Origin of the sequence: Pseudomonas sp. P1.8, from assembly GCF_001269805.1 — a bacterium.
Lineage (GTDB): Bacteria > Pseudomonadota > Gammaproteobacteria > Pseudomonadales > Pseudomonadaceae > Aquipseudomonas.
Genome location: NZ_LHVM01000019.1, coordinates 129835 through 151880, shown reverse-complemented (window position 1 = coordinate 151880; position 22046 = coordinate 129835). Strand labels below are relative to the sequence as shown.

23 protein-coding genes are annotated in these 22046 nt (G+C 59.1%); 22 read left to right on the top strand and 1 reads right to left on the bottom strand.

Features of this window, described 5'->3' with window-relative positions; all coding sequences use genetic code 11:
• Position 1: 1 nt before the first annotated feature.
• The 22 genes from fabG (at position 2) to AD668_RS21185 (ending at position 21594) form a co-directional block, all read left to right on the top strand.
• Positions 2-742, top strand: coding sequence for a 3-oxoacyl-ACP reductase FabG (gene fabG, locus AD668_RS21290; protein ID WP_053161908.1), 741 nt, complete (start codon positions 2-4; stop codon positions 740-742).
• Positions 743-938: 196 nt separating this feature from the next.
• Positions 939-1175 (top strand): acyl carrier protein, encoded by a 237-nt coding sequence (gene acpP / locus AD668_RS21285; RefSeq protein WP_003175607.1) that lies wholly within the window; start codon positions 939-941, stop codon positions 1173-1175.
• Positions 1176-1283: 108 nt separating this feature from the next.
• Positions 1284-2528 carry a beta-ketoacyl-ACP synthase II gene (gene fabF, locus AD668_RS21280; RefSeq protein ID WP_053161906.1) on the top strand — a complete coding sequence of 415 codons (1245 nt, stop codon included), beginning with the start codon at positions 1284-1286 and terminating at the stop codon, positions 2526-2528.
• Positions 2528-3343 carry an aminodeoxychorismate lyase gene (gene pabC, locus AD668_RS21275; protein WP_053161904.1) on the top strand — a complete coding sequence of 272 codons (816 nt, stop codon included), beginning with the start codon at positions 2528-2530 and terminating at the stop codon, positions 3341-3343. Before fabF ends, pabC begins: the two co-directional genes overlap by 1 nt.
• Before the next feature lie 3 nt (positions 3344-3346).
• Positions 3347-4570, top strand: a complete 1224-nt coding sequence (mltG, locus tag AD668_RS21270; RefSeq protein WP_053161902.1) for an endolytic transglycosylase MltG — start codon at positions 3347-3349, stop codon at positions 4568-4570.
• 19 nt (positions 4571-4589) lie between these two features.
• Complete coding sequence (gene tmk, locus AD668_RS21265; RefSeq protein ID WP_053161900.1) at positions 4590-5222, top strand: dTMP kinase; 633 nt, start codon at positions 4590-4592, stop codon at positions 5220-5222.
• On the top strand, positions 5215-6201 hold the full coding sequence (locus AD668_RS21260; RefSeq protein WP_053161899.1) for a DNA polymerase III subunit delta': 987 nt from the start codon (positions 5215-5217) through the stop codon (positions 6199-6201). Before tmk ends, AD668_RS21260 begins: the two co-directional genes overlap by 8 nt.
• 73 nt (positions 6202-6274) lie before the next feature.
• Positions 6275-7066, top strand: coding sequence for a TatD family hydrolase (locus AD668_RS21255; protein WP_053161897.1), 792 nt, complete (start codon positions 6275-6277; stop codon positions 7064-7066).
• Between the two features lie 394 nt (positions 7067-7460).
• Complete coding sequence (locus AD668_RS21250) at positions 7461-8099, top strand: TetR/AcrR family transcriptional regulator (RefSeq protein WP_053161895.1); 639 nt, start codon at positions 7461-7463, stop codon at positions 8097-8099.
• A gap of 138 nt (positions 8100-8237) precedes the next feature.
• Positions 8238-9206 (top strand): GTP 3',8-cyclase MoaA, encoded by a 969-nt coding sequence (locus AD668_RS21245; protein WP_053161893.1) that lies wholly within the window; start codon positions 8238-8240, stop codon positions 9204-9206.
• Between the two features lie 160 nt (positions 9207-9366).
• Positions 9367-9975, top strand: coding sequence for a DUF4823 domain-containing protein (locus tag AD668_RS21240; RefSeq protein WP_053161891.1), 609 nt, complete (start codon positions 9367-9369; stop codon positions 9973-9975).
• 16 nt (positions 9976-9991) lie between these two features.
• Positions 9992-10552 carry a DUF1285 domain-containing protein gene (locus AD668_RS21235; RefSeq protein WP_053161888.1) on the top strand — a complete coding sequence of 187 codons (561 nt, stop codon included), beginning with the start codon at positions 9992-9994 and terminating at the stop codon, positions 10550-10552.
• A 66-nt stretch (positions 10553-10618) separates the two neighbouring features.
• Complete coding sequence (locus tag AD668_RS21230; RefSeq protein ID WP_053161886.1) at positions 10619-11335, top strand: FadR/GntR family transcriptional regulator; 717 nt, start codon at positions 10619-10621, stop codon at positions 11333-11335.
• Between the two features lie 107 nt (positions 11336-11442).
• On the top strand, positions 11443-12327 hold the full coding sequence (locus AD668_RS21225; RefSeq protein WP_053161885.1) for an SMP-30/gluconolactonase/LRE family protein: 885 nt from the start codon (positions 11443-11445) through the stop codon (positions 12325-12327).
• A 264-nt stretch (positions 12328-12591) separates the two neighbouring features.
• Positions 12592-13410, top strand: coding sequence for an SDR family oxidoreductase (locus tag AD668_RS21220; RefSeq protein WP_053161883.1), 819 nt, complete (start codon positions 12592-12594; stop codon positions 13408-13410).
• A 131-nt stretch (positions 13411-13541) separates the two neighbouring features.
• Positions 13542-14546: a substrate-binding domain-containing protein gene (locus AD668_RS21215; RefSeq protein ID WP_053161881.1), complete on the top strand. Its 1005-nt coding sequence runs from the start codon at positions 13542-13544 to the stop codon at positions 14544-14546.
• 63 nt (positions 14547-14609) lie between these two features.
• Entirely contained in the window at positions 14610-16154 is a 1545-nt protein-coding gene (gene araG, locus AD668_RS21210; protein ID WP_053161879.1) for an L-arabinose ABC transporter ATP-binding protein AraG, read from the top strand.
• A gap of 12 nt (positions 16155-16166) precedes the next feature.
• Positions 16167-17135, top strand: coding sequence for an L-arabinose ABC transporter permease AraH (gene araH / locus AD668_RS21205; RefSeq protein ID WP_053162107.1), 969 nt, complete (start codon positions 16167-16169; stop codon positions 17133-17135).
• 268 nt (positions 17136-17403) lie between these two features.
• Complete coding sequence (locus tag AD668_RS21200; RefSeq protein WP_053161877.1) at positions 17404-18117, top strand: GntR family transcriptional regulator; 714 nt, start codon at positions 17404-17406, stop codon at positions 18115-18117.
• On the top strand, positions 18114-19112 hold the full coding sequence (locus tag AD668_RS21195; RefSeq protein WP_053161875.1) for an ADP-ribosylglycohydrolase family protein: 999 nt from the start codon (positions 18114-18116) through the stop codon (positions 19110-19112). Before AD668_RS21200 ends, AD668_RS21195 begins: the two co-directional genes overlap by 4 nt.
• Positions 19113-19205: 93 nt before the next feature.
• A complete protein-coding gene (locus AD668_RS21190; RefSeq protein ID WP_053161873.1) occupies positions 19206-20672 on the top strand; it encodes a cytosine permease in 1467 nt (488 codons plus the stop codon).
• The gene (locus tag AD668_RS21185; protein ID WP_053161870.1) at positions 20665-21594 is read left to right on the top strand and encodes a PfkB family carbohydrate kinase; all 930 of its coding nucleotides are present in this window, start codon (positions 20665-20667) and stop codon (positions 21592-21594) included. The genes AD668_RS21190 and AD668_RS21185 overlap by 8 nt, the downstream gene beginning before the upstream one ends.
• Positions 21595-21685: 91 nt before the next feature.
• Here the strand turns inward: AD668_RS21185 and AD668_RS21180 are convergent, their stop codons facing one another.
• Entirely contained in the window at positions 21686-22009 is a 324-nt protein-coding gene (locus AD668_RS21180; RefSeq protein WP_053161868.1) for a hypothetical protein, read from the bottom strand.
• Positions 22010-22046 lie beyond the last annotated feature (37 nt).

Genomic DNA, 22046 nt, shown 5'->3' with positions numbered 1-22046 from the left:
CATGAGTCTGCAAGGTAAAGTTGCACTGGTCACCGGTGCAAGCCGTGGCATTGGCCAGGCTATCGCCCTGGAACTGGGTCGTCAGGGCGCTATCGTGATCGGTACCGCGACCTCCGCCTCGGGCGCTGAGCGAATTGCTGCCACCCTGAAAGAAAACGGTGTTCAAGGCACCGGGCTGGAACTCAATGTCACCAGCGACGAGTCCGTGGCAAGTGTCCTGGCAAGCATTCAGGCGCAGTATGGTGCGCCGGCGATCCTGGTCAATAATGCCGGTATCACCCGCGATAATCTGATGATGCGCATGAAAGACGACGAGTGGCATGACGTTGTCGATACCAACCTGAACAGTCTGTTCCGCCTGTCCAAGGGCGTTTTGCGCGGCATGACCAAGGCTCGTTGGGGTCGAATTATCAGTATTGGCTCGGTTGTGGGTGCCATGGGCAACGCAGGCCAAGTAAACTACGCTGCCGCCAAGGCTGGTCTGGAAGGTTTCAGCCGTGCACTGGCGCGTGAAGTCGGTTCGCGTTCGATTACGGTAAACTCGGTGGCCCCTGGGTTCATCGACACCGATATGACCCGTGAACTGCCTGAGGCGCAGCGTGAAGCCTTGCAAACGCAGATTCCTCTGGGTCGTCTGGGTCAAGCTCAAGAGATCGCGTCCGTGGTCGCTTTTCTTGCGTCGGACGGTGCGGCTTACGTGACTGGGGCTACAATCCCGGTGAACGGCGGGATGTACATGTAATTCAAATGTGACGGATTGCTTCAAAAAAATGTCATACGAGCTGTCTAAAATCCGTTATAAAGCTGCAATCTATTTATAGGCAGTGGGTCACCGGGTCTGAGGAGTGAAGCTTTCAGTTGAAAAGCTGAAAAGCCTTTCTATACACTTACCCACTGGCCAGCTGCCTGAATTTGTCCATTAGGAGTGAAAACAAGGTATGAGCACCATCGAAGAGCGCGTCAAGAAAATCGTTGCTGAGCAACTGGGCGTTAAAGAAGAAGAAGTGGTCAACACTGCTTCCTTCGTTGAAGACCTGGGTGCCGACTCCCTTGACACCGTTGAGCTGGTGATGGCTCTGGAAGAGGAATTCGAGACCGAAATCCCTGACGAAGAAGCTGAGAAGATCACTACTGTACAAGCTGCAATCGACTACGTTACTAGCCACCAGGCGTAATAGTTTGTAATCGTTGCTCGCTGTCATGGAAAAACCGCACTGCCATCATGGCGTGCGGTTTTTTCTTTAGGCCTGATGCAAAGTCGTCATTTGAAAAAGGAGAGTGCTGTGTCGCGTAGACGCGTCGTAGTCACCGGTATGGGTATGTTGTCGCCACTGGGCACGGATGTGCCGAGCAGCTGGCAGGGCATTCTGGCTGGCCGCAGTGGCATTGGTCTGATCGAACACACCGACCTTTCTGCCTATTCCACCCGTTTTGGCGGCTCGGTAAAGGGCTTCAATGTCGAGGAATACCTGTCAGTCAAGGAAGCGCGCAAGCTCGACCTGTTTATCCAGTACGGTCTGGCCGCAGGGTTTCAGGCGGTGCGCAACGCCGGTCTGGAAGTCACTGACGCCAACCGTGAGCGTATCGGCGTGGCCATGGGTTCGGGTATTGGCGGCTTGACCAATATCGAAGAAACCGCCCGCACGCTGCACGAAACCGGTCCACGACGGATTTCTCCGTTTTTCGTGCCGGGTTCGATCATTAATATGATTTCCGGTTTCCTGTCCATTCACCTCGGTGCACAGGGACCTAACTACGCCATCGCCACCGCGTGCACCACCGGTACGCACTGCATCGGCATGGCAGCCCGCAACATCATGTACGACGAAGCCGACGTGATGATTGCCGGCGGTGCCGAAATGGCCGCTTGCGGCCTGGGCATGGGCGGCTTCGGTGCCTCCCGCGCATTGTCGACCCGCAACGACGAGCCGACCCGTGCCAGCCGTCCATGGGACAAGGGCCGTGACGGCTTCGTTTTGTCCGATGGCGCCGGTGCGCTGGTCCTCGAAGAGCTGGAACACGCCAAGGCTCGCGGTGCGACCATTTATGCCGAGCTGATCGGTTTCGGCACCAGTGGCGACGCTTACCACATGACGTCGCCACCGGCCGATGGCGCTGGCGCTGCACGCTGCATCACCAACGCCCTGCGCGATGCGAAGATCAACAGCGATCAGGTCCAGTACATCAATGCCCACGGCACCTCGACCCCGGCCGGCGACCTCGCCGAAGCCTGTGCGATCAAGTCGGTGTTCGGCGATCACGCCTACAAGCTGGCGGTCAGTTCGACCAAGTCCATGACCGGTCACCTGTTGGGTGCGGCGGGCGCGGTCGAGGCGATCTTCAGCGTGCTGGCAATCAACAGCCAGGTAGCGCCGCCGACCATCAACCTCGATGAGCCGGATGAAGGCTGCGATCTCGATTTCGTGCCGCACACTGCGCGCAACATGGACATCGATGTGGTCGTCTCCAACTCCTTCGGGTTTGGCGGGACCAACGGCTCGCTGGTGTTCCGCCGGTTCGCAGGCTGATGGATAGCTGGGTCGACGGTCAACCGGCTGACGCTCTGTCGCTGAAGGATCGTGGCCTGGCTTACGGCGATGGTCTGTTTGAGACCATCGCTGTGCGAAATGGCGTTCCGCTGCTGCTGGATCGTCATCTGGCGCGTTTGGCTGGTGGTTGCCAGCGATTGGCAATCAACCTTGATCATGGGGTCATGGTCACCGAGCTGCTGAATTATGCCGCGAAGCTGGACGAAGGTGTGCTCAAGCTGATCGTCACACGCGGTGATAGCTTACGCGGCTATGCCTTCGATCCCTCCGCGCCGGCGCGACGTATTTTGTCGGGTAACCCGCCAGCGGCCTATCCCGCCGCCCATGCCGAGCAAGGGGTGCGGCTGTTCCCTTGTGCCACACGACTTTCCGAACAGCCTCTGCTCGCTGGCCTCAAGCATTTGAATCGCCTGGAGCAGGTCCTTGCTCGCGCTGAGTGGCAGGACACCGAGCATGCGGAAGGCTTGATGCTTGATCAAGCCGGGCGCGTGATCGAAGGCGTATTCAGCAATCTGTTCCTGGTGCGCAATGGCGTGCTGATCACGGCGGATCTCAAGCGCTGTGGCGTCGCCGGGGTGATGCGTGATGAAGTTTTATTTCAAGCCAAGTCATCGGGTATCCCCACACAAATTACCGATATCCCCCTCGAACAGCTGCAATGGGTTGACGAGGTCTTTGTCTGCAACAGCGTTTATGGCATTTGGCCGGTGCGCTCTTATGCAGCACTGAGCTGGCCGGTTGGGCCGCTCACCCGTAAACTCCAAACCATTGCCAATGAGCTACTGGATGCTTGATACGTGAGACGTAAACTCTTGCTGCTGCTGGAAACCGGACTGGTTCTGGCGGGGCTGATGTTGGGCGCTTCTGCCTGGAAAATTCATTCAGCATTGGTGCAGCCGCTGAATATCACTCAGGAAAAACTGTTGGAGGTGCCCAAGGGCACTACTCCGAATCGTACGTTCCTTAAAATGGAAGCCGACGGCGTCATCAAGGACGCGTTCTGGCTGCGCGTCTATTGGCGCTTCAATCTACCCAAACAACCTCTGCACAGCGGCGAATACCGCATGCTTCCCGGCATGACGGTCGAAGGGCTGATCGACCTGTGGAAGCGAGCAGAGATGGTTCAGTACAGCCTGACCCTGGTCGAAGGCTGGAATTTTCATCAAGTCCGTGCGGCACTGGCCAAGGACGAAAAGTTGGAGCAGACCCTTGAGGGCTTGAGCGACAGCCAGGTCATGGACAAGCTTGGCCATACCGGGATTTTTCCGGAAGGGCGATTCTTCCCTGACACCTATCGTTTCGTGCGCGGCATGTCCGATGTCGAGCTGCTGAAAATTGCCTATGATCGCCTCAACGATGTGCTTGCCAAGGAGTGGGCGCAACGATCGGCTGACGTGCCGTACACTGAGCCCTATCAGGCGCTGATCATGGCTTCGCTGGTAGAAAAGGAAACCGGTGTGCCGCAGGAGCGTGGGCAGATAGCCGGCGTGTTTGTGCGGCGGATGGCAATGGGCATGTTGCTGCAGACCGACCCGACGGTGATCTATGGCCTCGGTGACCGTTACAGCGGCAAGTTGACCCGGGCACATCTGCGGGAAGCCACGCCCTACAACACTTACATGATCGCTGGCCTGCCGCCGACCCCGATTGCCATGGTCGGTCGCGAAGCGATCCATGCGGCGCTCAATCCGGTGGAGGGCAGCAGTCTGTATTTCGTGGCGCGCGGTGATGGCAGCCATGTGTTCTCCGATGATCTGGATGCGCACAACAATGCGGTGCGTGAGTACCAGATCAAGCGTCGCGCCGACTACCGCTCCAGTCCGGCGCCGATCTCCGCGCCCGAGACGCCGGTGGATGAAGCTGCCGAACCGGAGACTGAGGAAATCGAGGCACCGATCCCCGACGCGTCACCGAACGGCGCTCCCGACACTTTGCCTCAGGTGCCGCCGCAAGAACCTGCGCCTGTACCTGCACCGGATGCACCGGTTCTTGATGCAACCGCACCGCAAAGCTCGCAATGACTCTGACTAAGGACTGCCTGTGACTGGCTTGTTTATTACGCTGGAAGGCCCTGAAGGCGCCGGCAAGAGCACCAACCGCGAATACCTTGCCGAGCGTTTGCGCGCCGCCGGTATCGAGGTGGTGTTGACCCGCGAGCCGGGTGGAACGCCACTGGCCGAGCGCATCCGCGAAGTGCTGTTGGCGCCGGTCGATGAAGTCATGAACCCGGATACCGAATTGCTGCTGGTGTTCGCTGCACGAGCCCAGCATCTGGCCGAGGTGATTCGCCCGGCCTTGTCCCGTGGTGCGGTGGTTTTGTGTGATCGTTTTACCGATTCGACTTATGCCTATCAGGGCGGTGGTCGCGGTTTGTCGCTCGAGCGCATTGCCACCCTGGAGACCTTTGTTCAGGGCGATCTGCGCCCGGACCTGACGCTGATTTTCGATTTGCCCGTGGAAGTAGGCCTTGCCCGCGCCAGTGCTCGCGGTCGCCTGGATCGCTTCGAACTCGAAGGCCGGACCTTTTTCGATGCCGTGCGCAGTGCCTTCCTCAAGCGAGCCGAAGCGGATCCGGCGCGCTATGTTCTGGTTGACGCTGCACAACCGTTGACGCAGGTTCAGCAGTCGCTGGATGCACTGTTGCCGCGTTTGCTGGAGCTAACCCGTGGCTGAGGCCTATCCGTGGCAGGACAGTCTGTGGCAGCAACTGGCCGGTCGTGCCCAGCATGCCCACGCCTATCTGTTGCACGGTCCGGCCGGTATCGGCAAACGGGCGCTGGCTGAACGCTTAATGGCCAGACTGCTGTGTCAGCGTCCCGCTGGGCTTGAGGCCTGTGGCGAATGCAAATCCTGCCTGTTGCTGAAGGCGGGTAGTCATCCGGACAACTATATTCTGGAACCGGAAGAGGCCGACAAGGCGATCAAGGTCGATCAGGTTCGGGACCTGGTCAGCTTCGTTGTGCAGACTGCGCAACTGGGTGGGCGCAAAGTGGTGCTGATCGAGCCGGTCGAATCGATGAATATCAATGCCGCCAACGCCTTGCTGAAAAGCCTTGAAGAGCCTTCCGGCAATACCGTTCTGTTACTGGTCAGTCACCAGCCAAGCCGCCTGTTGCCGACCGTCAAGAGCCGATGCGTGCAGCAGGCCTGCCCGTTGCCGAGTGAGGCCATGAGTCAAGCCTGGCTGGCGAAGGCCTTGCCGGACTGCACAGAAGAGGAGCGTGCTGAACTGCTGACCCTGGCGGCGGGCTCGCCGCTGGCTGCGGTCACTTTGCAGGCTCAGGGCGTTCGCGATCAGCGGGCCCAAGTCGTTGAGGGGGTAAAAAAGCTGCTCAAGCAGCAACAATCGCCAACGCAACTGGCTGAAGGCTGGAATGCGATTCCGTTGCTTTTGTTGTTTGACTGGTTCTGCGATTGGTCCAGCCTGATCCTGCGCTATCAGCTGACTCAGGATGAGGGCGGGCTGGGGCTGACCGATATGCGCAAGGTCATTCAGTATCTGGCGCAGAAAACCGCTCAGGACAAAGTCTTGAATATTCAGGACTGGATCCTCTCCCAGCGCCAGAAAGTATTGAGCAAAGCGAACCTTAATCGGGTTTTGTTGCTGGAAGCCTTGCTGGTGCAATGGGCGTCCTTGCCCGCCCAGCGATGACTGTCCGGGCCTAGACTTAAAGCACTGGTAAATCCTGTTGTCCCACTCATTCGATGTAAGTTGCGGCCCTTTTATGCTCGTAGATTCCCATTGCCACCTCGATCGCCTTGACCTGACTGCCCACGACGGTTCACTGGATGCCGCACTCGATGCCGCTCGCCAGCGCGGAGTCGGGCACTTTCTGTGCATCGGTATCAGTGCTGACAATGCTGCCGACGTTAAAGCCCTGGCCGAGCGTTATGACGACGTCGATTGTTCGGTTGGCGTACATCCTCTGGATGTTCAACCGAGCGCCGCACCAGCCCTCGACTGGCTGTTGCATGAGCTAAATCACCCGCGTGTGGTGGCGATTGGCGAAACTGGCCTGGACTATCACTACGAGCCGGAAGCGGCAGTGTTGCAGCAGGAATCCTTTCGCCTGCACCTGCAAGCGGCGCAGCAGACGGGCAAGCCGGTGATCATCCACACCCGTGGCGCCCGTGCCGATACCCTGGATCTGCTACGTGACGCAGCACTGCCCCAGGCAGGCGTGCTGCATTGCTTCACCGAAGACTGGGAGATGGCGAGGGCTGCGCTGGACATGGGGTACTACATTTCCCTGTCCGGAATTGTCACTTTTCGCAATGCCGACGCCTTGCGCGATGTGGCCAGCAAAGTGCCTGCCGACCGGTTGCTGGTGGAAACCGATTCGCCGTACCTGGCGCCGATCCCCTATCGCGGCAAGCCGAACCTGCCGCAGTACGTGCGTGAAGTAGCGGAATTTCTGGCAATGTTGCGGGGTGAGTCCTACGAGCGATTTGCTGAGCAGACCACAGAGAACTTTAAGCGATTGTTTCCCTTGGCGCATGTCAGGGGTTTGGCGTAACGCCGGAAAAGTTCGCAGCCTGCGGCAGCTCCTACGGGGCTTTTGCGCCTGAATCGCAGGCAAAAAAAACCCGGGTTCTGGGGGGTGAATCCGGGTTAAGACCATTAGGAGTAAAACAATGGCACGCGGTCCGTTGGTACCAATATCGGCATGACACTTGGGGGAGATGTCCCGCCGACAGTTCAAGTATTGATCAGGATTGCATCTCGTCCAGTTTGATGTCCGGGATTTTTAAACAAATTTGGAATACCGCCGCTTCGGAAGAGTTCTCATCAACCCGGCGGCGTGCACAGAATGACCAGAAAGCGCAGATATGGTCGGATGATCCGTGCATTTTTACGCAAGTTAGGCATAATACGCGGCTTCGATTTTTGACCCGAACAGACCTTTTCTTATGCATAAAGAACCCCGTAAGGTCCGTGAGTTTCGTCGCCGCGAGCAAGAAATTCTCGATACCGCGCTCAAGCTGTTCCTCGAACAAGGTGAAGACAGTGTCACCGTCGAGATGATTGCTGATGCTGTCGGTATCGGCAAAGGCACGATCTACAAGCACTTCAAATCCAAGGCTGAAATCTATTTGCGCCTGATGCTCGATTACGAGCGTGATTTGAACGAGCTCTTGCATTCCGCTGACGTCGACAAGGACAAGGAAGCCCTGTCTCGCGCGTATTTTGAGTTCCGCATGCGCGATCCTCAGCGCTATCGCCTGTTCGATCGCCTGGAAGAAAAGGTGGTCAAGGGCAATCAGGTCCCGGAGATGATCGAGGAGCTGCACAAGATTCGCGCCTCGAACTTCGAACGCCTGACATTGCTGATCAAGGGGAGGATCAGCGAAGGCAAGCTTGAGGACGTCCCACCTTACTTCCATTACTGCGCATCCTGGGCGCTGGTGCACGGCGCCGTGGCGCTGTATCACTCGCCATTCTGGAGCAACGTGCTGGAAGATCAGGAAGGTTTCTTCCAGTTTCTGATGGACATCGGCGTACGCATGGGCAACAAGCGCAAGCGCGACAGCGATACCCCGAGCAGCTGAGCCATTCAGCCACCTTATTGCGCCATGATTTCGCTACAGGGTGACGTGCGCAGGAATATACTCAGGTGTAGGACTTGCTAAAACTTGATTTCTAGGTCAAGTTTTAGCGGCCCCAAATAGTCTTCCACCGGAGAAATCATGATCGTTGACCGTCAAGGCAGGCGTTTTCGCAATCTGCGCATCAGCCTGACCTCAGCCTGCAATTATGCTTGTACCTATTGCGTGCCTAACGGCAAGCGGTTGGTGGCTGCGCAGGATGAATTGTCGGCCGAAGCCATGGCCCGCGGTGTGGCATATCTGATCGAAGCCGCCGGCATCGAGCGTTTGCGCATCACCGGTGGCGAGCCGCTGGTCAGCCCGAAACTCGAAGCGTTCATGACGGCGGTTGGGCAGATGGGGCTGGAAGACATCAGCCTGACCACCAATGGGCAGCTTCTGGCGAAGAAACTGCCCTTGCTGGTGGATGCCGGCATCCGGCGTATCAACGTTTCCCTCGATACCCTCGATGCCAGTGCGTTCCGCGGTATTGCCCGTGGCGGCGACCTGGCGACTGTGCTCGACGGTATGGACCAGGCCCACGCGGCCGGCCTCAAGATCAAGGTCAACATGGTGCCGTTGCGCGGTCAGAACCTCGACCAGGTGATGCCTCTGCTCGATTACTGTCTGGAGCGCGGTTATGAACTGCGATTCATCGAGCTCATGCGCATGGGGCACTTGGCCAGCGACTCCAATTCCTTTCTGCAACAGTTTGTCAGCCTCCAGCAATTGCTGAGCCTGATCGGCGAGCGTTACGAATATTTGCAAGCCGATGCACCGGTCGATGCAACCGCCGTGCGCTACGAAATTCCGGGGCTAGGGCATTTCGGCGTGATTGCCAACGAGAGCGTCCCGTTCTGCCGAACCTGTTCACGATTGCGCTTGTCCTCAACGGGGTGGCTGCATGGCTGCCTGTCATCGAGCAATCGGCATTACATCGGTGATCTCCTGGACAAGCCGCGCCACCAGGCACTGCCGGCCCTGCAGAGACTCTTGGTGAAAGCCTTGGGGGACAAGCAGGAAGTAGCGTTCTCTGGTGGCGCGACCGTAATGAAAATCATCGGCGGCTGATCTTTCCTCATCGCGAGCAGGCACGCTCCCACATTGAAATGCGATCCCCTGTGCGAGCCTGCTCGTAATGCGATCTGAGTGTTGGTGAGCGGGAGCTGGCGCGGAAGCTGCATCCCACGACCATTCGCCGGTTTTCCGTCACCGGCCCCTGGAGGATAGGATGCGTAGCCTGGTTTTGCTGCTGACCGTTATGGCGCTTGGTGGCTGCATGAACGTCAGCGATATGGCCGAAGGGACTCGTTACCATATGAGCGATGCAGGTTTGCTTGACCACAGCGACAGCCGTCGCGTGAACAACCTGCGCATTCAACCGGACTCGTTCGTCTACATTGCCCAGGGTGCGTTCATGCCGCCGGGCAGCACCGTTTACCCGCGCCCCAATGTGATTGCCGAAGTCGCCTTCGATGGCTTTGTTGAATACTTCCCGATGGTCCGTCGCGCCCGAGTTCCGGAAGGGCTTGACCAGGCCATGAGTGAAGCCCGTGCCGTCGGTGCTCACTACCTGCTCTACACCCGTTTTGCCAAGTCCGACGACCGCATCGGCAACTCGGACGAGTGGCTGGATCAGGAAGCGCTGGATCGCCTGGGCGTCGACAGCGGCGTGATTCAGATCATGTTGATCGAGACCAGCACCCAGTATTTGATTGATACTGCACATATCAAGAGTCGTGGCGGTTTGCTGACGTTCCACGACGAAAAACCCGAAGACCTGATGGGCCCGCCGTTGCAACAATACGCGCGCAGCCTGCTGGGGCTCAGCGACCAGTAAACCCAAGGAGAACACCATGAGTGACCCGCAAAAAGCCAACGACCTGCTGGGGCAAATCCCCAAGACCCAAGGCTTGCCGCCGGTCCACCTGTGGAACCCTGACTTCTGCGGCGATATCGACATGCGCATCGCCCGCGACGGCACCTGGTACTACCTGGGGACGCCGATCGGACGCAAGCCCATGGTCAAATTGTTCTCCACTATCATCCGCCGCGACGGCGATGATTATTTCCTTATCACCCCCGTAGAGAAGGTCGGCATCAAGGTCGACGATGCGCCGTTCGTGGCGGTTGCCGTTGACGTGGAGGGCGAGGGTGAGGCGCAACGCCTGCGCTTTACCACCAATGTTGACGAGACCGCAGAGGCTGGAGCCGAACACCCGATCCGCGTGGTGATCGACCCGGACACTCAAGAACCGGCGCCTTACGTTCATGTGCGAACCAATCTTGAAGCGCTGATTCACCGCAACGTGTTCTACCAGCTGGTGGAACTGGCGGTCAGTCGCGAGATCGACGGGAAGCGCTGGCTCGGTGTGTGGAGTGGCGGCGAGTTTTTCCGTATCGGCCTGGAGCCCTGAAAAGATTGACAGCCAATCATATGATGATTAGCGTTAGCCTTCATTGCGAACGGCTTTGAGGTGTCCATGTCCAGCAGCTTTCATGCGTCAACGGTCGATTGGCTGGGTTGCTGGATCGCCACCGGGCAGGTCAAACCGGGGCAATCCCTCAAAGTCGAGGCCGATCTCGGCGAGCAACTCGGCGTCAGTCGCACGGTCATCCGCGAAGCCATCAAGACGCTGGTCGCCAAAGGTATGCTTGAAGTCGGACCCAAGGTCGGCACGCGGGTTTTGCCGGTGCGCCGCTGGAATCTCTTCGATCCGCAGGTCGTCGGTTGGCTGTCTCGCAGCGGATTGCCGGAAAACTTCGTCGACGATTTGCTCGACCTGCGCCGCACCATCGAACCGATGGCGGTGCGTTGGGCGTGCGAGCGGGCCAATGGCGAGCAAGTCGACGCCATCCTGTTGGCTTACAACGCGTTGGAACGAGCGGTCGACAGCGGCATTGATTACAACCGCGCCGACCAGGTGTTTCACGAGTGCATCCTCGCCGCCAGCCACAATCAATTCATCGAACAAATGGTTCCCGCATTGGGAGCGCTGCTCGCTGTAGCGTTCGAAGTGTCCGCCGCCGACCCGGACGAATTACGCCGCACCTTACCCCTTCACAAAGACCTGGCCGAAGCCATTGCCGCACGGGATACGGCACGGGGCGTCTGGGCCTGCATGACCCTTATCGACAACGCCGACCTGGCGATCAAGCGTTACTACCCACAAGTCATGGCCGATAAAAAGGCCAGCTGACAACTGCAATAACGGTAGGAACTGGCGAGGGTGTATCAACCGCTGTGGCCTCGACTGACACACCATCCCTAGCGCTGCATAAAAACAAAAACAATACAGGAGGCTTCATGACGCTGACGGCGCTTACCGAGCATCGGGCGAAACTGGGTGAAGGCCCGTTCTGGGACGTTCCCGCACAGGCCCTGTACTGGGTGGATATCGCCGGCAAACAAGCCCTGCGCCTGATCGGTTCCAATGTGCAAATCTGGGAGATGCCCGAGCACGTGTCGGCGTTCATTCCCTGTGAAAGCGGTGATGCCCTTGTGACCTTGAGCAGCGGTGTCTATCGGCTTGACCTGGATTCACCAGGGCTGGAGCCGCGGCTCACGCTGTTCTGTATCGCCGATCCACAACCCGGCAATCGCGCCAACGAAGCCCGCTGCGATGCACAGGGCCGACTTTGGCTCGGCACCATGCAAAACAACATCGGCGTAAACGGTGAAGACCTGCCCGTCGTGAGGCGTACCGGCGGTTTGTTTCGCATTGATCCTGATGCCCGTGTGACACCGCTGCTGCGCGGACTGGGCATTCCCAACACGCTGCTATGGAGCGATGACGCCACTCAGGTGTATTTCGGCGACAGCTTCGATGGCACGTTGTATCGGCATTTCATTCGCACCGACGGCGTGCTCGATCCGTCTCAAGTCTGGTTCGGTCCCCATCAGCGCGGCGGTCCGGATGGCTCGGCGATGGATGCAGAAGGTTTCATCTGGAATGCGCGCTGGGACGGCGGTTGCTTGCTGAGGCTAACGCCAAGCGGCGCGGTTGATCGAGTGATCGAGTTGCCGGTCAGCCGTCCCACCAGTTGCGTATTCGGCGGTGAAGACTTGAAAACCCTGTTCATCACGAGCGCTGCCAGCCCACGGAACCACCCGTTGGATGGGGCGGTGTTATCGATTGCTATGGATATCGGCGGAAAACCCTGCACCCGATTTGCAGGTTTAGTCCCATAATATGGGATGCGAATATATATATTGAGATTTTCTGCGGGCCGGGTTTATAGTCGGCTCCACCAAGTACATGCACTCACACTTAAAAAAACAAAACAGGTGAAGTGATGCAGCGAAATTCCACCGCACGTCCGTGTGGAGTCAGTGCCTCAGAGCGCTTCCACGCTGAAGCGTTTGCGTTCTTGTCAGTTTCTACTTCTACGCCTTTCAACCGGACATCCACAGATGCCCGGTTTTCGTCATGCTTTCGAACAGGAGTCCTGATCCATGGCTGAACCCCTTACCCTGCCACCGGTGCCCGAGCCACCCAAAGGCGAACGCCTGAAAAATAAAGTCGTGCTGCTGACCGGCGCCGCCCAAGGTATTGGCGAGGCGATCGTCGCGGCCTTCGCGTCCCAGCAAGCCAAGCTGATCATCAGCGATATCCAGGCCGAGAAAGTCGAGAAAGTCGCGGCGCACTGGCGGGACCAAGGGGCGGATGTCGTGGCGATCAAGGCCGACGTGTCGTGCCAGCAGGATCTGCAGGCGATGGCCAGATTGGCGGTAGAGCGCCACGGGCGCATCGACGTGCTGGTCAATTGCGCCGGGGTCAACGTGTTCCGCGATCCGCTGGAGATGACCGAGGAAGACTGGCGCCGCTGCTTTGCCATTGACCTCGATGGTGCCTGGTATGGCTGCAAGGCAGTGTTGCCGCAGATGATCGAGCAAGGCATCGGCAGCATCATCAATATCGCTTCGACCCATTCCAGCCACATCATTCCCGGCTGCTTTCCGTATCCGGTGGCCAAGCATGGTTTGCTCGGCCTGACCCGCGCATTAGGCATCGAATACGCGCCCAAGGGCATTCGCGTCAACGCCATCGCGCCCGGCTACATTGAAACCCAATTGAACGTCGACTACTGGAACGGTTTTGCCGATCCGCATGCCGAGCGGCAACGCGCCTTTGACCTGCATCCGCCAAAACGCATCGGACAGCCGATCGAAGTGGCGATGACGGCAGTATTCCTGGCGAGCGATGAAGCGCCATTCATCAACGCCTCGTGCATCACTATCGATGGTGGTCGTTCGGTCATGTATCACGACTGAGTGTGCGAGGTTTGAGGCGCAGAACGACGCCTGAAATCCAATCATCATACGATATGACTTTTGGCCGTGCCGCCTTTTACCGTTTTATGGCTTTCCAAGAATGCTCAACAAAAACAACAAGGAGTCAGCTTATGAATCGTCGTCGTGGGATCCGTTCCCTGTGCTGTGCCGCTTTGGCGGTCACCGCGGTCAGCCTCACCAGTACGTTGCTTGCGGCCGAGGAAGTGAAAATCGGTTTTCTGGTCAAACAAGCGGAAGAGCCCTGGTTCCAGACCGAATGGGCGTTCGCCGAAAAGGCCGGGAAGGAGAAGGGTTTCACCCTGATCAAGATCGCCGTGCCCGACGGCGAGAAAACCCTCTCGGCCATTGACAGCCTCGCGGCCAATGGCGCCAAAGGTTTCGTGATCTGTCCGCCGGACGTGTCCCTCGGCCCGGCGATCATGGCCAAAGCCAAGCTCAACGGGTTGAGAGTGATCGCCGTTGATGACCGTTTCGTCGATGCCAGCGGCAAGTTCATGGAAGACGTGCCGTACCTCGGCATGGCGGCGTTCGAAGTCGGCCAGAAACAAGGCAATGCCATGGCGACCGAAGCGAAGAAGCGCAATTGGGACTGGAAAGACACCTATGCGGTGATCAATACCTACAACGAACTCGATACCGGCAAAAAACGCACCGACGGGTCGGTGAAAGCGCTGGAAGATGCCGGTATGCCGAAGGATCACATTCTGTTCTCGGCCCTCAAAACCCTCGATGTGCCGGGCAGCATGGACGCCACCAATTCGGCGCTGGTGAAACTGCCGGGCGCGGCGAAGAACCTGATCATCGGCGGCATGAACGACAACACCGTGCTGGGCGGTGTGCGCGCCACTGAAAGCGCCGGTTTCGCCGCAGCCAACGTGATCGGTATCGGCATCAACGGCACCGACGCCATTGGTGAGCTGAAGAAACCTGTCAGCGGCTTCTACGGCTCGATGCTGCCGAGCCCGCATATCGAGGGCTACAACACGGCGAGCATGATGTACGAATGGGTCACCACCGGCAAAGAACCGGCGAAGTACACCGCGATGGACGACGTGACGCTGATCACCCGCGACAACTTCAAGCAGGAACTGGAAAAGATCGGCCTGTGGAATTGACGGTCATTGATTTCAGCGACGGCCTCGGCGACGGGGTTGTCTGATCTGAGTGAAGAGGTGGTTATGCACGCGCAAACAATCGAACACGAACAGAGCGCCAACGGCAGCTTGCGCTTCAACGCAATTGGCAAAACCTTTCCCGGCGTCAAGGCACTGGACGGCATCAGCTTCATCGCGCATCCGGGACAGGTTCACGCCTTGATGGGCGAGAACGGCGCCGGCAAGTCGACGCTGCTGAAAATCCTCGGTGGCGCCTATACGCCGAGCAGCGGCAGCCTGCAGATCGGCGCTCAGGTGATGGATTTCAAGTCCACTGCCGACAGCATCGGCAGCGGCGTCGCGGTGATTCACCAGGAACTGCACCTGGTACCGGAAATGACCGTGGCCGAGAACCTCTTTCTTGGCCACTTGCCCGCCAGTTTCGGCCTGATCAATCGCGGGCTTCTGCGTCAGCAGGCGTTGGCTTGCCTGAGGGGGCTGGCCGATGAAATCGACCCGCAGGAAAAAGTCGGGCGCCTGTCCCTCGGGCAACGGCAACTGGTGGAAATTGCCAAGGCGCTGTCCCGTGGTGCCCACGTGATTGCATTCGACGAACCCACCAGCAGCCTCTCGGCGCGGGAAATCGATCGCTTGATGGCGATCATCGGACGCCTGCGCGACGAAGGCAAAGTGGTGCTCTACGTGTCCCATCGCATGGAAGAAGTGTTCCGCATCTGCAATGCGGTGACGGTGTTCAAGGACGGCCGCTACGTGCGCACGTTCGAGGACATGAGCGAGCTGACTCACGATCAGCTGGTTACTTGCATGGTCGGGCGCGACATTCAGGACATCTACGATTATCGGCCTCGCCAACGCGGAGCGGTCGCGCTGAGGGTCGATGGTCTGCTCGGTCCAGGGCTGCGCGAGCCGGTGAGTTTCGACGTGCACAAAGGTGAAATTCTCGGGCTGTTCGGACTGGTCGGCGCGGGTCGTACAGAATTGTTGCGCCTACTCAGCGGACTGGAGCGCAACTCAGCCGGGCGCCTTGAACTGCGCGGTCATGAATTGAAGTTGCACTCGCCTAGGGATGCCATCGCTGCCGGGATTCTGCTGTGTCCGGAAGACCGCAAGAAAGAGGGCATCCTGCCGCTGGCCAGCGTTGCCGAGAACATCAACATCAGCGCGCGCGGCGCCCATTCCACCTTCGGCTGCCTGTTGCGCGGTCTGTGGGAAAAAGACAACGCCGACCAACAGATCCAGGCGCTGAAAGTGAAGACGCCTAATCCGGCGCAGAAAATCATGTACCTGTCCGGTGGCAATCAGCAGAAGGCGATTCTGGGCCGCTGGTTGTCGATGCCGATGAAAGTGCTGCTGCTCGACGAGCCGACACGCGGCATCGACATCGGTGCCAAGGCCGAGATCTACCAGATCATCCATAACCTGGCGGCCGACGGCATTGCGGTGATTGTGGTGTCGAGTGACCTGATGGAGGTCATGGGCATTTCCGACCGCATTCTGGTGCTGTGTGAAGGCGCGCTGCGTGGCGAACTGAGCCGCGAACAGGCCAATGAATCCAACCTGCTGCAACTGGCTTTGCCGCGCCAACGCGCCGACGGCGTGGCGAACTGAGAGGTGACTATGATGACAGCCCAAAACAACACTTTGCCGACCCAGCGCAAGCCTCTGGACCTGCGGCGTTTCCTCGATGACTGGGTGATGCTGCTGGCGGCGGTCGGCATCTTTGTCGCCTGCACCTTGTTGATCGACAACTTTCTCTCGCCGCTGAACATGCGCGGTCTGGGCCTCGCGATTTCCACCACCGGCATCGCTGCGTGCACCATGTTGTATTGCCTGGCTTCCGGGCATTTCGACTTGTCTGTGGGCTCTGTGATTGCCTGCGCCGGCGTGGTTGCAGCGGTGGTGATGCGCGACACCGACAGTGTGTTTCTCGGCGTTTGTGCGGCGCTGGTGATGGGCCTGATCGTCGGACTGATCAACGGCATCGTCATCGCCAAATTGCGCGTCAATGCGCTGATCACCACACTGGCGACCATGCAGATCGTGCGTGGCCTGGCATATATCTTTGCCAACGGCAAAGCGGTGGGCGTGTCCCAGGAATCGTTCTTCGTTTTCGGCAACGGCCAGTTGTTTGGCGTGCCGGTGCCGATTCTGATCACCATCGTCTGCTTCCTGTTTTTCGGCTGGCTGCTGAACTACACGACCTACGGACGCAACACCATGGCCATCGGCGGCAATCAGGAAGCGGCATTGCTGGCCGGGGTCAACGTTGATTGGACCAAAATCATCATCTTCGCCGTGCATGGCGTGATCGGGGCGCTGGCCGGGGTGATTCTGGCCTCGCGCATGACCTCCGGCCAACCCATGATCGGCCAGGGTTTCGAACTGACTGTGATCTCGGCATGCGTGTTGGGCGGGGTGTCGCTGAGCGGCGGGATCGGCATGATTCGGCACGTGATAGCCGGGGTGTTGATTCTGGCGATCATCGAGAATGCGATGAACCTGAAGAACATCGACACGTTTTATCAGTATGTGATTCGGGGTTCTATTTTGCTGTTGGCGGTGGTGATTGACCGACTGAAACAACGCTGACATTCATTACATCTTCAGGAGCAAGCTTGCTCGCGATGGCGGACTGTCAGCCAACATTGATGTTGGGTGCGCCGGCCTCATCGCTAGCAGGCTAGCTCCCACTGTTTTTTTGTGTTGTTTAGATGTTCCGGGTTCGCCGTAAATCCCCTGAGGCAGCTAGCCTGCCAGCGATTGACCGTGTAACGGTCCCGGTTTTTTACTATCCCTTCCGTCACGTCCCTTAAATATTCCTTGCCCGTCCCAACCCGTTTCGGGTATCAATTTGTACATGATTAGACAGGTACGATTCGACAAGAAACAACGGGTGGTCGACGAACTCATCCGGCGCATCGAAAGCGGTCTCATGGAGGATGGCTTTCATTTGCCGGGTGAGCATCAGTTGGCTCAAGAATTCAAAGTCAGCCGAGGCACGCTGCGCGAAGCCTTGGCGGAGCTGAAACGGCGCAATTACATCGCGACGCAAAGCGGCGTCGGTTCCATCGTGACATTCGACGGTGTGGCGCTCGATCAACGTAGCGGCTGGGCCCAGGCGCTCGCGGATAGCGGAGCGCTGGTCAACACCGAAGTGCTGCGGCTGGAGGCCGTCACGCGTACTGATCTGCTGTCGCGTTTCGGCACTGACCAGTTCATCACCCTCGACCGTCGTCGGCGTTCAAACGAAGGCACGCTGGTCTCCCTTGAACGCTCCTTGATGCCCGCCACCGGAGGCCTGGAAAGCCTGCCGCGTGTCGGTCTGATCGACAATTCCCTGACCATCACCCTGGCTGCCTACGGCTATATCGGCGAACGAGGCGATCAGTGGATCGGCGCCGAACCGCTGAATGCCGAAGACGCCGAGTTGCTCGGGCGCCCGGTCGGCACGGTGTTCCTCAAAGCCTTGCGTACGACATACGATCGGCAGAACCGCTTCATGGAGCAGGTCGAAAGTCTGCTCGATCCGGTGCATTTTCGTTTGCACCTGCAATTTGGAAGTTTGCGATGACTGCGCTCAATCGTGCCTTGGGCGCGTTTTATGGACTGGCCCTGGGCGACGCCCTTGGCATGCCGACCCAATCCTTGAGCCGCACGCAGATCCAGTCGCGTTTCGGCAATATCACCGACCTCGAAGATGCCGGCCCCGATCAACCGATTGCTGCGAACATGCCCAAGGGCTCGATCACCGACGACACCGAACAAGCCATTCTGGTCGCTCAATTGCTGGTTGAGGGCGGGGGCAAGTTCGAACCGGCGGTGCTCGCGCAACGCTTGATCGAATGGGAAGCAGCCATGCAGGCCAAGGGCTCGCAGGATTTGCTGGGACCCTCGACCAAACGCGCCATCGAGATGATTCTTGCCGGGCACTCGCCGGAAGAGGCCGGGCGCTACGGCACCACCAACGGCGCGGCGATGCGCATCACACCGGTCGGGATCGCCGCCGATGTCGCCGATCCTCAGCGGTTTATCGCGGCTGTCGTGCAGGCTTGCCAGGTCACTCACAACACCACGCTGGGGATTTCCAGTGCAGCGGCGGTGGCGGCTGTGGTATCGGCTGGCATCAATGGCCTGGACCTTGGCGAGGCCTTGAACCTTGGTCAGCACATCGCCCAGCAGGCGGAAAACCATGGCCATTGGGTAGCCGGTGGGCGCATCGCGTCACGTATCAGTTGGGCCCGCAGCATCAGTGTCGACAGCGACCATCTGTTGCTTGCGGATTTGATGTACGACGTGATCGGCACGTCGGTGGCGTCCCAGGAATCGGTGGTGGTGTCGTTCGCCCTGGCCCAGCAAGTGGCCATCGGTGAAATGAGCGCCTTCGATGCGCTGTGCATGGCCGCCAGCCTGGGGGGCGACACCGATACTATCGCGGCGATTCTGGGCGCAATGCTCGGTGCCTGTCTGGGCCTTGAGAGTTGGCCTGTCGAGATGATCGACACGGTCAAATCCGTCAATGATCTGGAGCTTGAGCCTTTGGTGAAAGGGCTCCTCACCCTGCGCTGAGATACATAACCCGTGTAGGAGCTGCCGCAGGGGGTCGTGGGTCGCCGGATCGTCTTGGCCACAACCACAAAAATGGCAACAGGAGCATTTTTCATGAGTTCATCGAGCGCCGGGCAAAGTGCCGGGCAACTGGAAACCCGCGGTATCGAACCGGTGCCGGAGGCCGAATGTAATGGCCATCCGCTGCAACTGTTCTGGGTCTGGTTCGCCGCCAACATTTCCATCCTCGGCCTGCCGCTGGGCGCGACGCTCGTAGCCTTTCGCGGATTGGCGATCTGGCAGGCAATCATCGTTGCGATCCTCGGCGCCGCCGGCTCCTTCGCCGTGGTCGGGATCATTTCGATTGCCGGCCGTCGCGGCCGTGCGCCGAGCCTGACCCTGTCCCGGGCGATCTTCGGTGTGCGCGGCAATATCGGACCGACGATGGTGTCGCTGATGTCTCGTCTCGGTTGGGAAACCGTTAACACCACCACTGCCGCGTTCGTGCTGCTGTCGTTGTGCTCGATCCTGTTCGGCTCGCCGGTCGAGGCCAAAAGCGCTCCGGTGTTGACCCTGGTGTTCATTGCGATTTTCGTGCTGCTGACGTTATCGGTTTCCGGTCTCGGTCACGCCACGCTGCTGGTGATACAGAAGTGGGCGACTTACGTGTTCGGCGCGCTGAACATTCTGGTCGGCGGTTTCCTCTGTGCGACCATCGACTGGAGCGCAGTATTGAGTGCCACGCCTGCGCCGCTCAGCGCGATGATCATCGGCGTCGGCACCATGGCCGCCGGCACGGGGATTGGTTGGGCCAACGCCGGTGCCGACATGTCGCGCTATCAGCACCGTAGCGTCAAGGCCGTGCGCCTGGTGGCGTCGGCGGCATTTGGTGCGGGGATTCCGCTGGTGCTGCTGATCACCCTCGGCGGCTTGCTGTCGGTGGGCAATAACGACCTGGCCCAGGCCACTGACCCGATTATTGCGATCCGCGACATGCTGCCGACCTGGATGGCCGTGCCGTATCTGATCACTGCGTTCGGCGGCTTGTTGCTGTCGAACAACCTGTCGGTGTATTCCGCCGGTTTGACCACGCTGACCCTCGGTTTGAAGGTCAAGCGTGTCTACGCGGTTGTGGTCGACATCGTCGCGATCTTCGCCGGTTCGATTTACTTCATGTTGATTGCCGACAGCTTCTACGGCCCGTTCATCACTTTCATTTCCCTGCTGGCGGTGCCGATTACCGCGTGGGTCGGGATCTTTGTGGTCGACCTGATTCACCGTCATTACTACAGCCCCTGGGATCTGCTGGACGTCAGTCCGAACAGCGCCTATTGGTATCGCGGTGGCGTCGAGTGGCGTGCCTTCGGTGCATGGGCGATCGCCATCGTGCTGGGTTTCAGTTTCACCACCATCGGCACCACGGCTGAAAACGTCTGGTTCAAAGGCTCCCTGTCCGACTCGTGGCTGGGCCATAACGGTCTCGGCTGGGTCGTGACTTTCATGGTGGCGGGTGGGATTTATTCTATTCTCGGCGGGGCGAAAGATCGTCGCGCCGCGCAAGTCGAGAATGCTCATGCCTAGGATGCTGCACACTGGCCAGGTCATCATCGACCTGGTCATGGCCGTGGATAAATTGCCCGAGGCGGGCGGCGACGTGCTGGCGCAGTCCGCCAGTTTTGAGGCCGGCGGGGGCTTTAATGTGATGGCTGCCGCACAGCGTAATGGTCTGCCGGTGGTCTATCTGGGGCGCCACGGTTCCGGGCGTTTCGGCGATCTGGCGCGGGATGCGATGAATGCCGAAGGTATTCGTATCGGCATCGCGGATCGTGCCGAGCGGGACACGGGTTTGTGTGTTGCCATCACCGATGCGTCCGCCGAGCGCAGTTTTGTTTCCTACATCGGTGCCGAGGGCGAATTGAGTACCGAGGACCTGGCAAGCGTGCCGCCCGAGGCGGGTGATTACGCTTATTTAAGCGGCTACAGCCTGTTGCACAGCGCAAAGGCACAAGCGCTGGTGGATTGGACGCTGGCGCTGCGCAATGATGTCAGTGTGGTATTCGATCCAGGTCCGTTGGTGAATTCGCCGGACGAGCCATTGATGCAGTCACTGCTTGCGCGTATCGATGTGTGGACCAGCAACGCGGTCGAAGCGCTGACGTTTACCGGAGCAGCGGACATTACCGAGGCGCTGGATTGCCTGGCCGAGCATCTGTCGGCCAGCGCACTGATAGTGGTTCGCGACGGGCCCCAAGGGTGCTGGATCAGCCAGGGTTCCCAGCGTCGACATGTTCCGGGATTCAAGGTCGAGGCGGTGGATAGCAACGGTGCTGGCGATGCCCATGCCGGGGTATTCGTGGCGGGGCTGGCGCAAGGGTTATCGGCATTTGACGCGGCGCGGCGAGCGAATGCGGCGGCGGCGCTGGCGGTCACGCGTTGGGGGCCGGCGACTTCGCCGGGTGCGGCTGAGGTGGACGCGTTGATCGGGCAAATCTGCGGTGACTGAGTTGCCGCTGTCGCTGGCAAGCCGGCCCCTGCACTGGATCGGCGGACAGCAAAAAAACCTGTAGGAGCTGGCTTGCCAGCGATGGGGCCCGTTATTGGCTCATACCGCCTTTTTGATTGTCGGTGGTGGTCGAGCCGAGTCCGCCCTCACTCGGAGTTTTGGTGTCCGGCACATTCAATCCGCCCTGACGACCTGCATCGTTGCCCTGTATCCGTGGGTCCGTGCCGGTGGAGGGGGGCAGACTGTTGTCGACGCCCGTACCGTTGGTATTCATGCCGGGAGCGCTCTGGATGGCCGGTGCCTGGGGTTTTTCCACCGGGTTGGTCGGACCGGTGCTGGAACCGATCGTTCCGGCGAGTGCGGTGGAAGACAGCAAGGCAGTGAGGGCGAAGGCGGTCAATCTGGACAGGCTCATAGTCTCGTCTCCAACGAATAGAGTCCTACTTGATTAG

Bases quoted from the DNA above. Each gene is read 5' to 3' on its own strand.
- AD668_RS21250 (WP_053161895.1), top strand. From the start codon at position 7,461: ATGCATAAAGAACCCCGTAAGGTCCGTGAGTTTCGTCGCCGCGAGCAA.
- AD668_RS21180 (WP_053161868.1), bottom strand. From the start codon at position 22,009: ATGAGCCTGTCCAGATTGACCGCCTTCGCCCTCACTGCCTTGCTGTCT.
- AD668_RS21225 (WP_053161885.1), top strand. From the start codon at position 11,443: ATGACGCTGACGGCGCTTACCGAGCATCGGGCGAAACTGGGTGAAGGC.
- acpP (WP_003175607.1), top strand. From the start codon at position 939: ATGAGCACCATCGAAGAGCGCGTCAAGAAAATCGTTGCTGAGCAACTG.
- pabC (WP_053161904.1), top strand. From the start codon at position 2,528: ATGGATAGCTGGGTCGACGGTCAACCGGCTGACGCTCTGTCGCTGAAG.
- AD668_RS21245 (WP_053161893.1), top strand. From the start codon at position 8,238: ATGATCGTTGACCGTCAAGGCAGGCGTTTTCGCAATCTGCGCATCAGC.
- AD668_RS21215 (WP_053161881.1), top strand. From the start codon at position 13,542: ATGAATCGTCGTCGTGGGATCCGTTCCCTGTGCTGTGCCGCTTTGGCG.
- AD668_RS21195 (WP_053161875.1), top strand. From the start codon at position 18,114: ATGACTGCGCTCAATCGTGCCTTGGGCGCGTTTTATGGACTGGCCCTG.
- AD668_RS21235 (WP_053161888.1), top strand. From the start codon at position 9,992: ATGAGTGACCCGCAAAAAGCCAACGACCTGCTGGGGCAAATCCCCAAG.
- AD668_RS21185 (WP_053161870.1), top strand. From the start codon at position 20,665: ATGCCTAGGATGCTGCACACTGGCCAGGTCATCATCGACCTGGTCATG.
- AD668_RS21200 (WP_053161877.1), top strand. From the start codon at position 17,404: ATGATTAGACAGGTACGATTCGACAAGAAACAACGGGTGGTCGACGAA.
- araG (WP_053161879.1), top strand. From the start codon at position 14,610: ATGCACGCGCAAACAATCGAACACGAACAGAGCGCCAACGGCAGCTTG.
- AD668_RS21190 (WP_053161873.1), top strand. From the start codon at position 19,206: ATGAGTTCATCGAGCGCCGGGCAAAGTGCCGGGCAACTGGAAACCCGC.
- araH (WP_053162107.1), top strand. From the start codon at position 16,167: ATGACAGCCCAAAACAACACTTTGCCGACCCAGCGCAAGCCTCTGGAC.
- AD668_RS21230 (WP_053161886.1), top strand. From the start codon at position 10,619: ATGTCCAGCAGCTTTCATGCGTCAACGGTCGATTGGCTGGGTTGCTGG.
- AD668_RS21255 (WP_053161897.1), top strand. From the start codon at position 6,275: ATGCTCGTAGATTCCCATTGCCACCTCGATCGCCTTGACCTGACTGCC.
- AD668_RS21220 (WP_053161883.1), top strand. From the start codon at position 12,592: ATGGCTGAACCCCTTACCCTGCCACCGGTGCCCGAGCCACCCAAAGGC.
- fabG (WP_053161908.1), top strand. From the start codon at position 2: ATGAGTCTGCAAGGTAAAGTTGCACTGGTCACCGGTGCAAGCCGTGGC.
- AD668_RS21240 (WP_053161891.1), top strand. From the start codon at position 9,367: ATGCGTAGCCTGGTTTTGCTGCTGACCGTTATGGCGCTTGGTGGCTGC.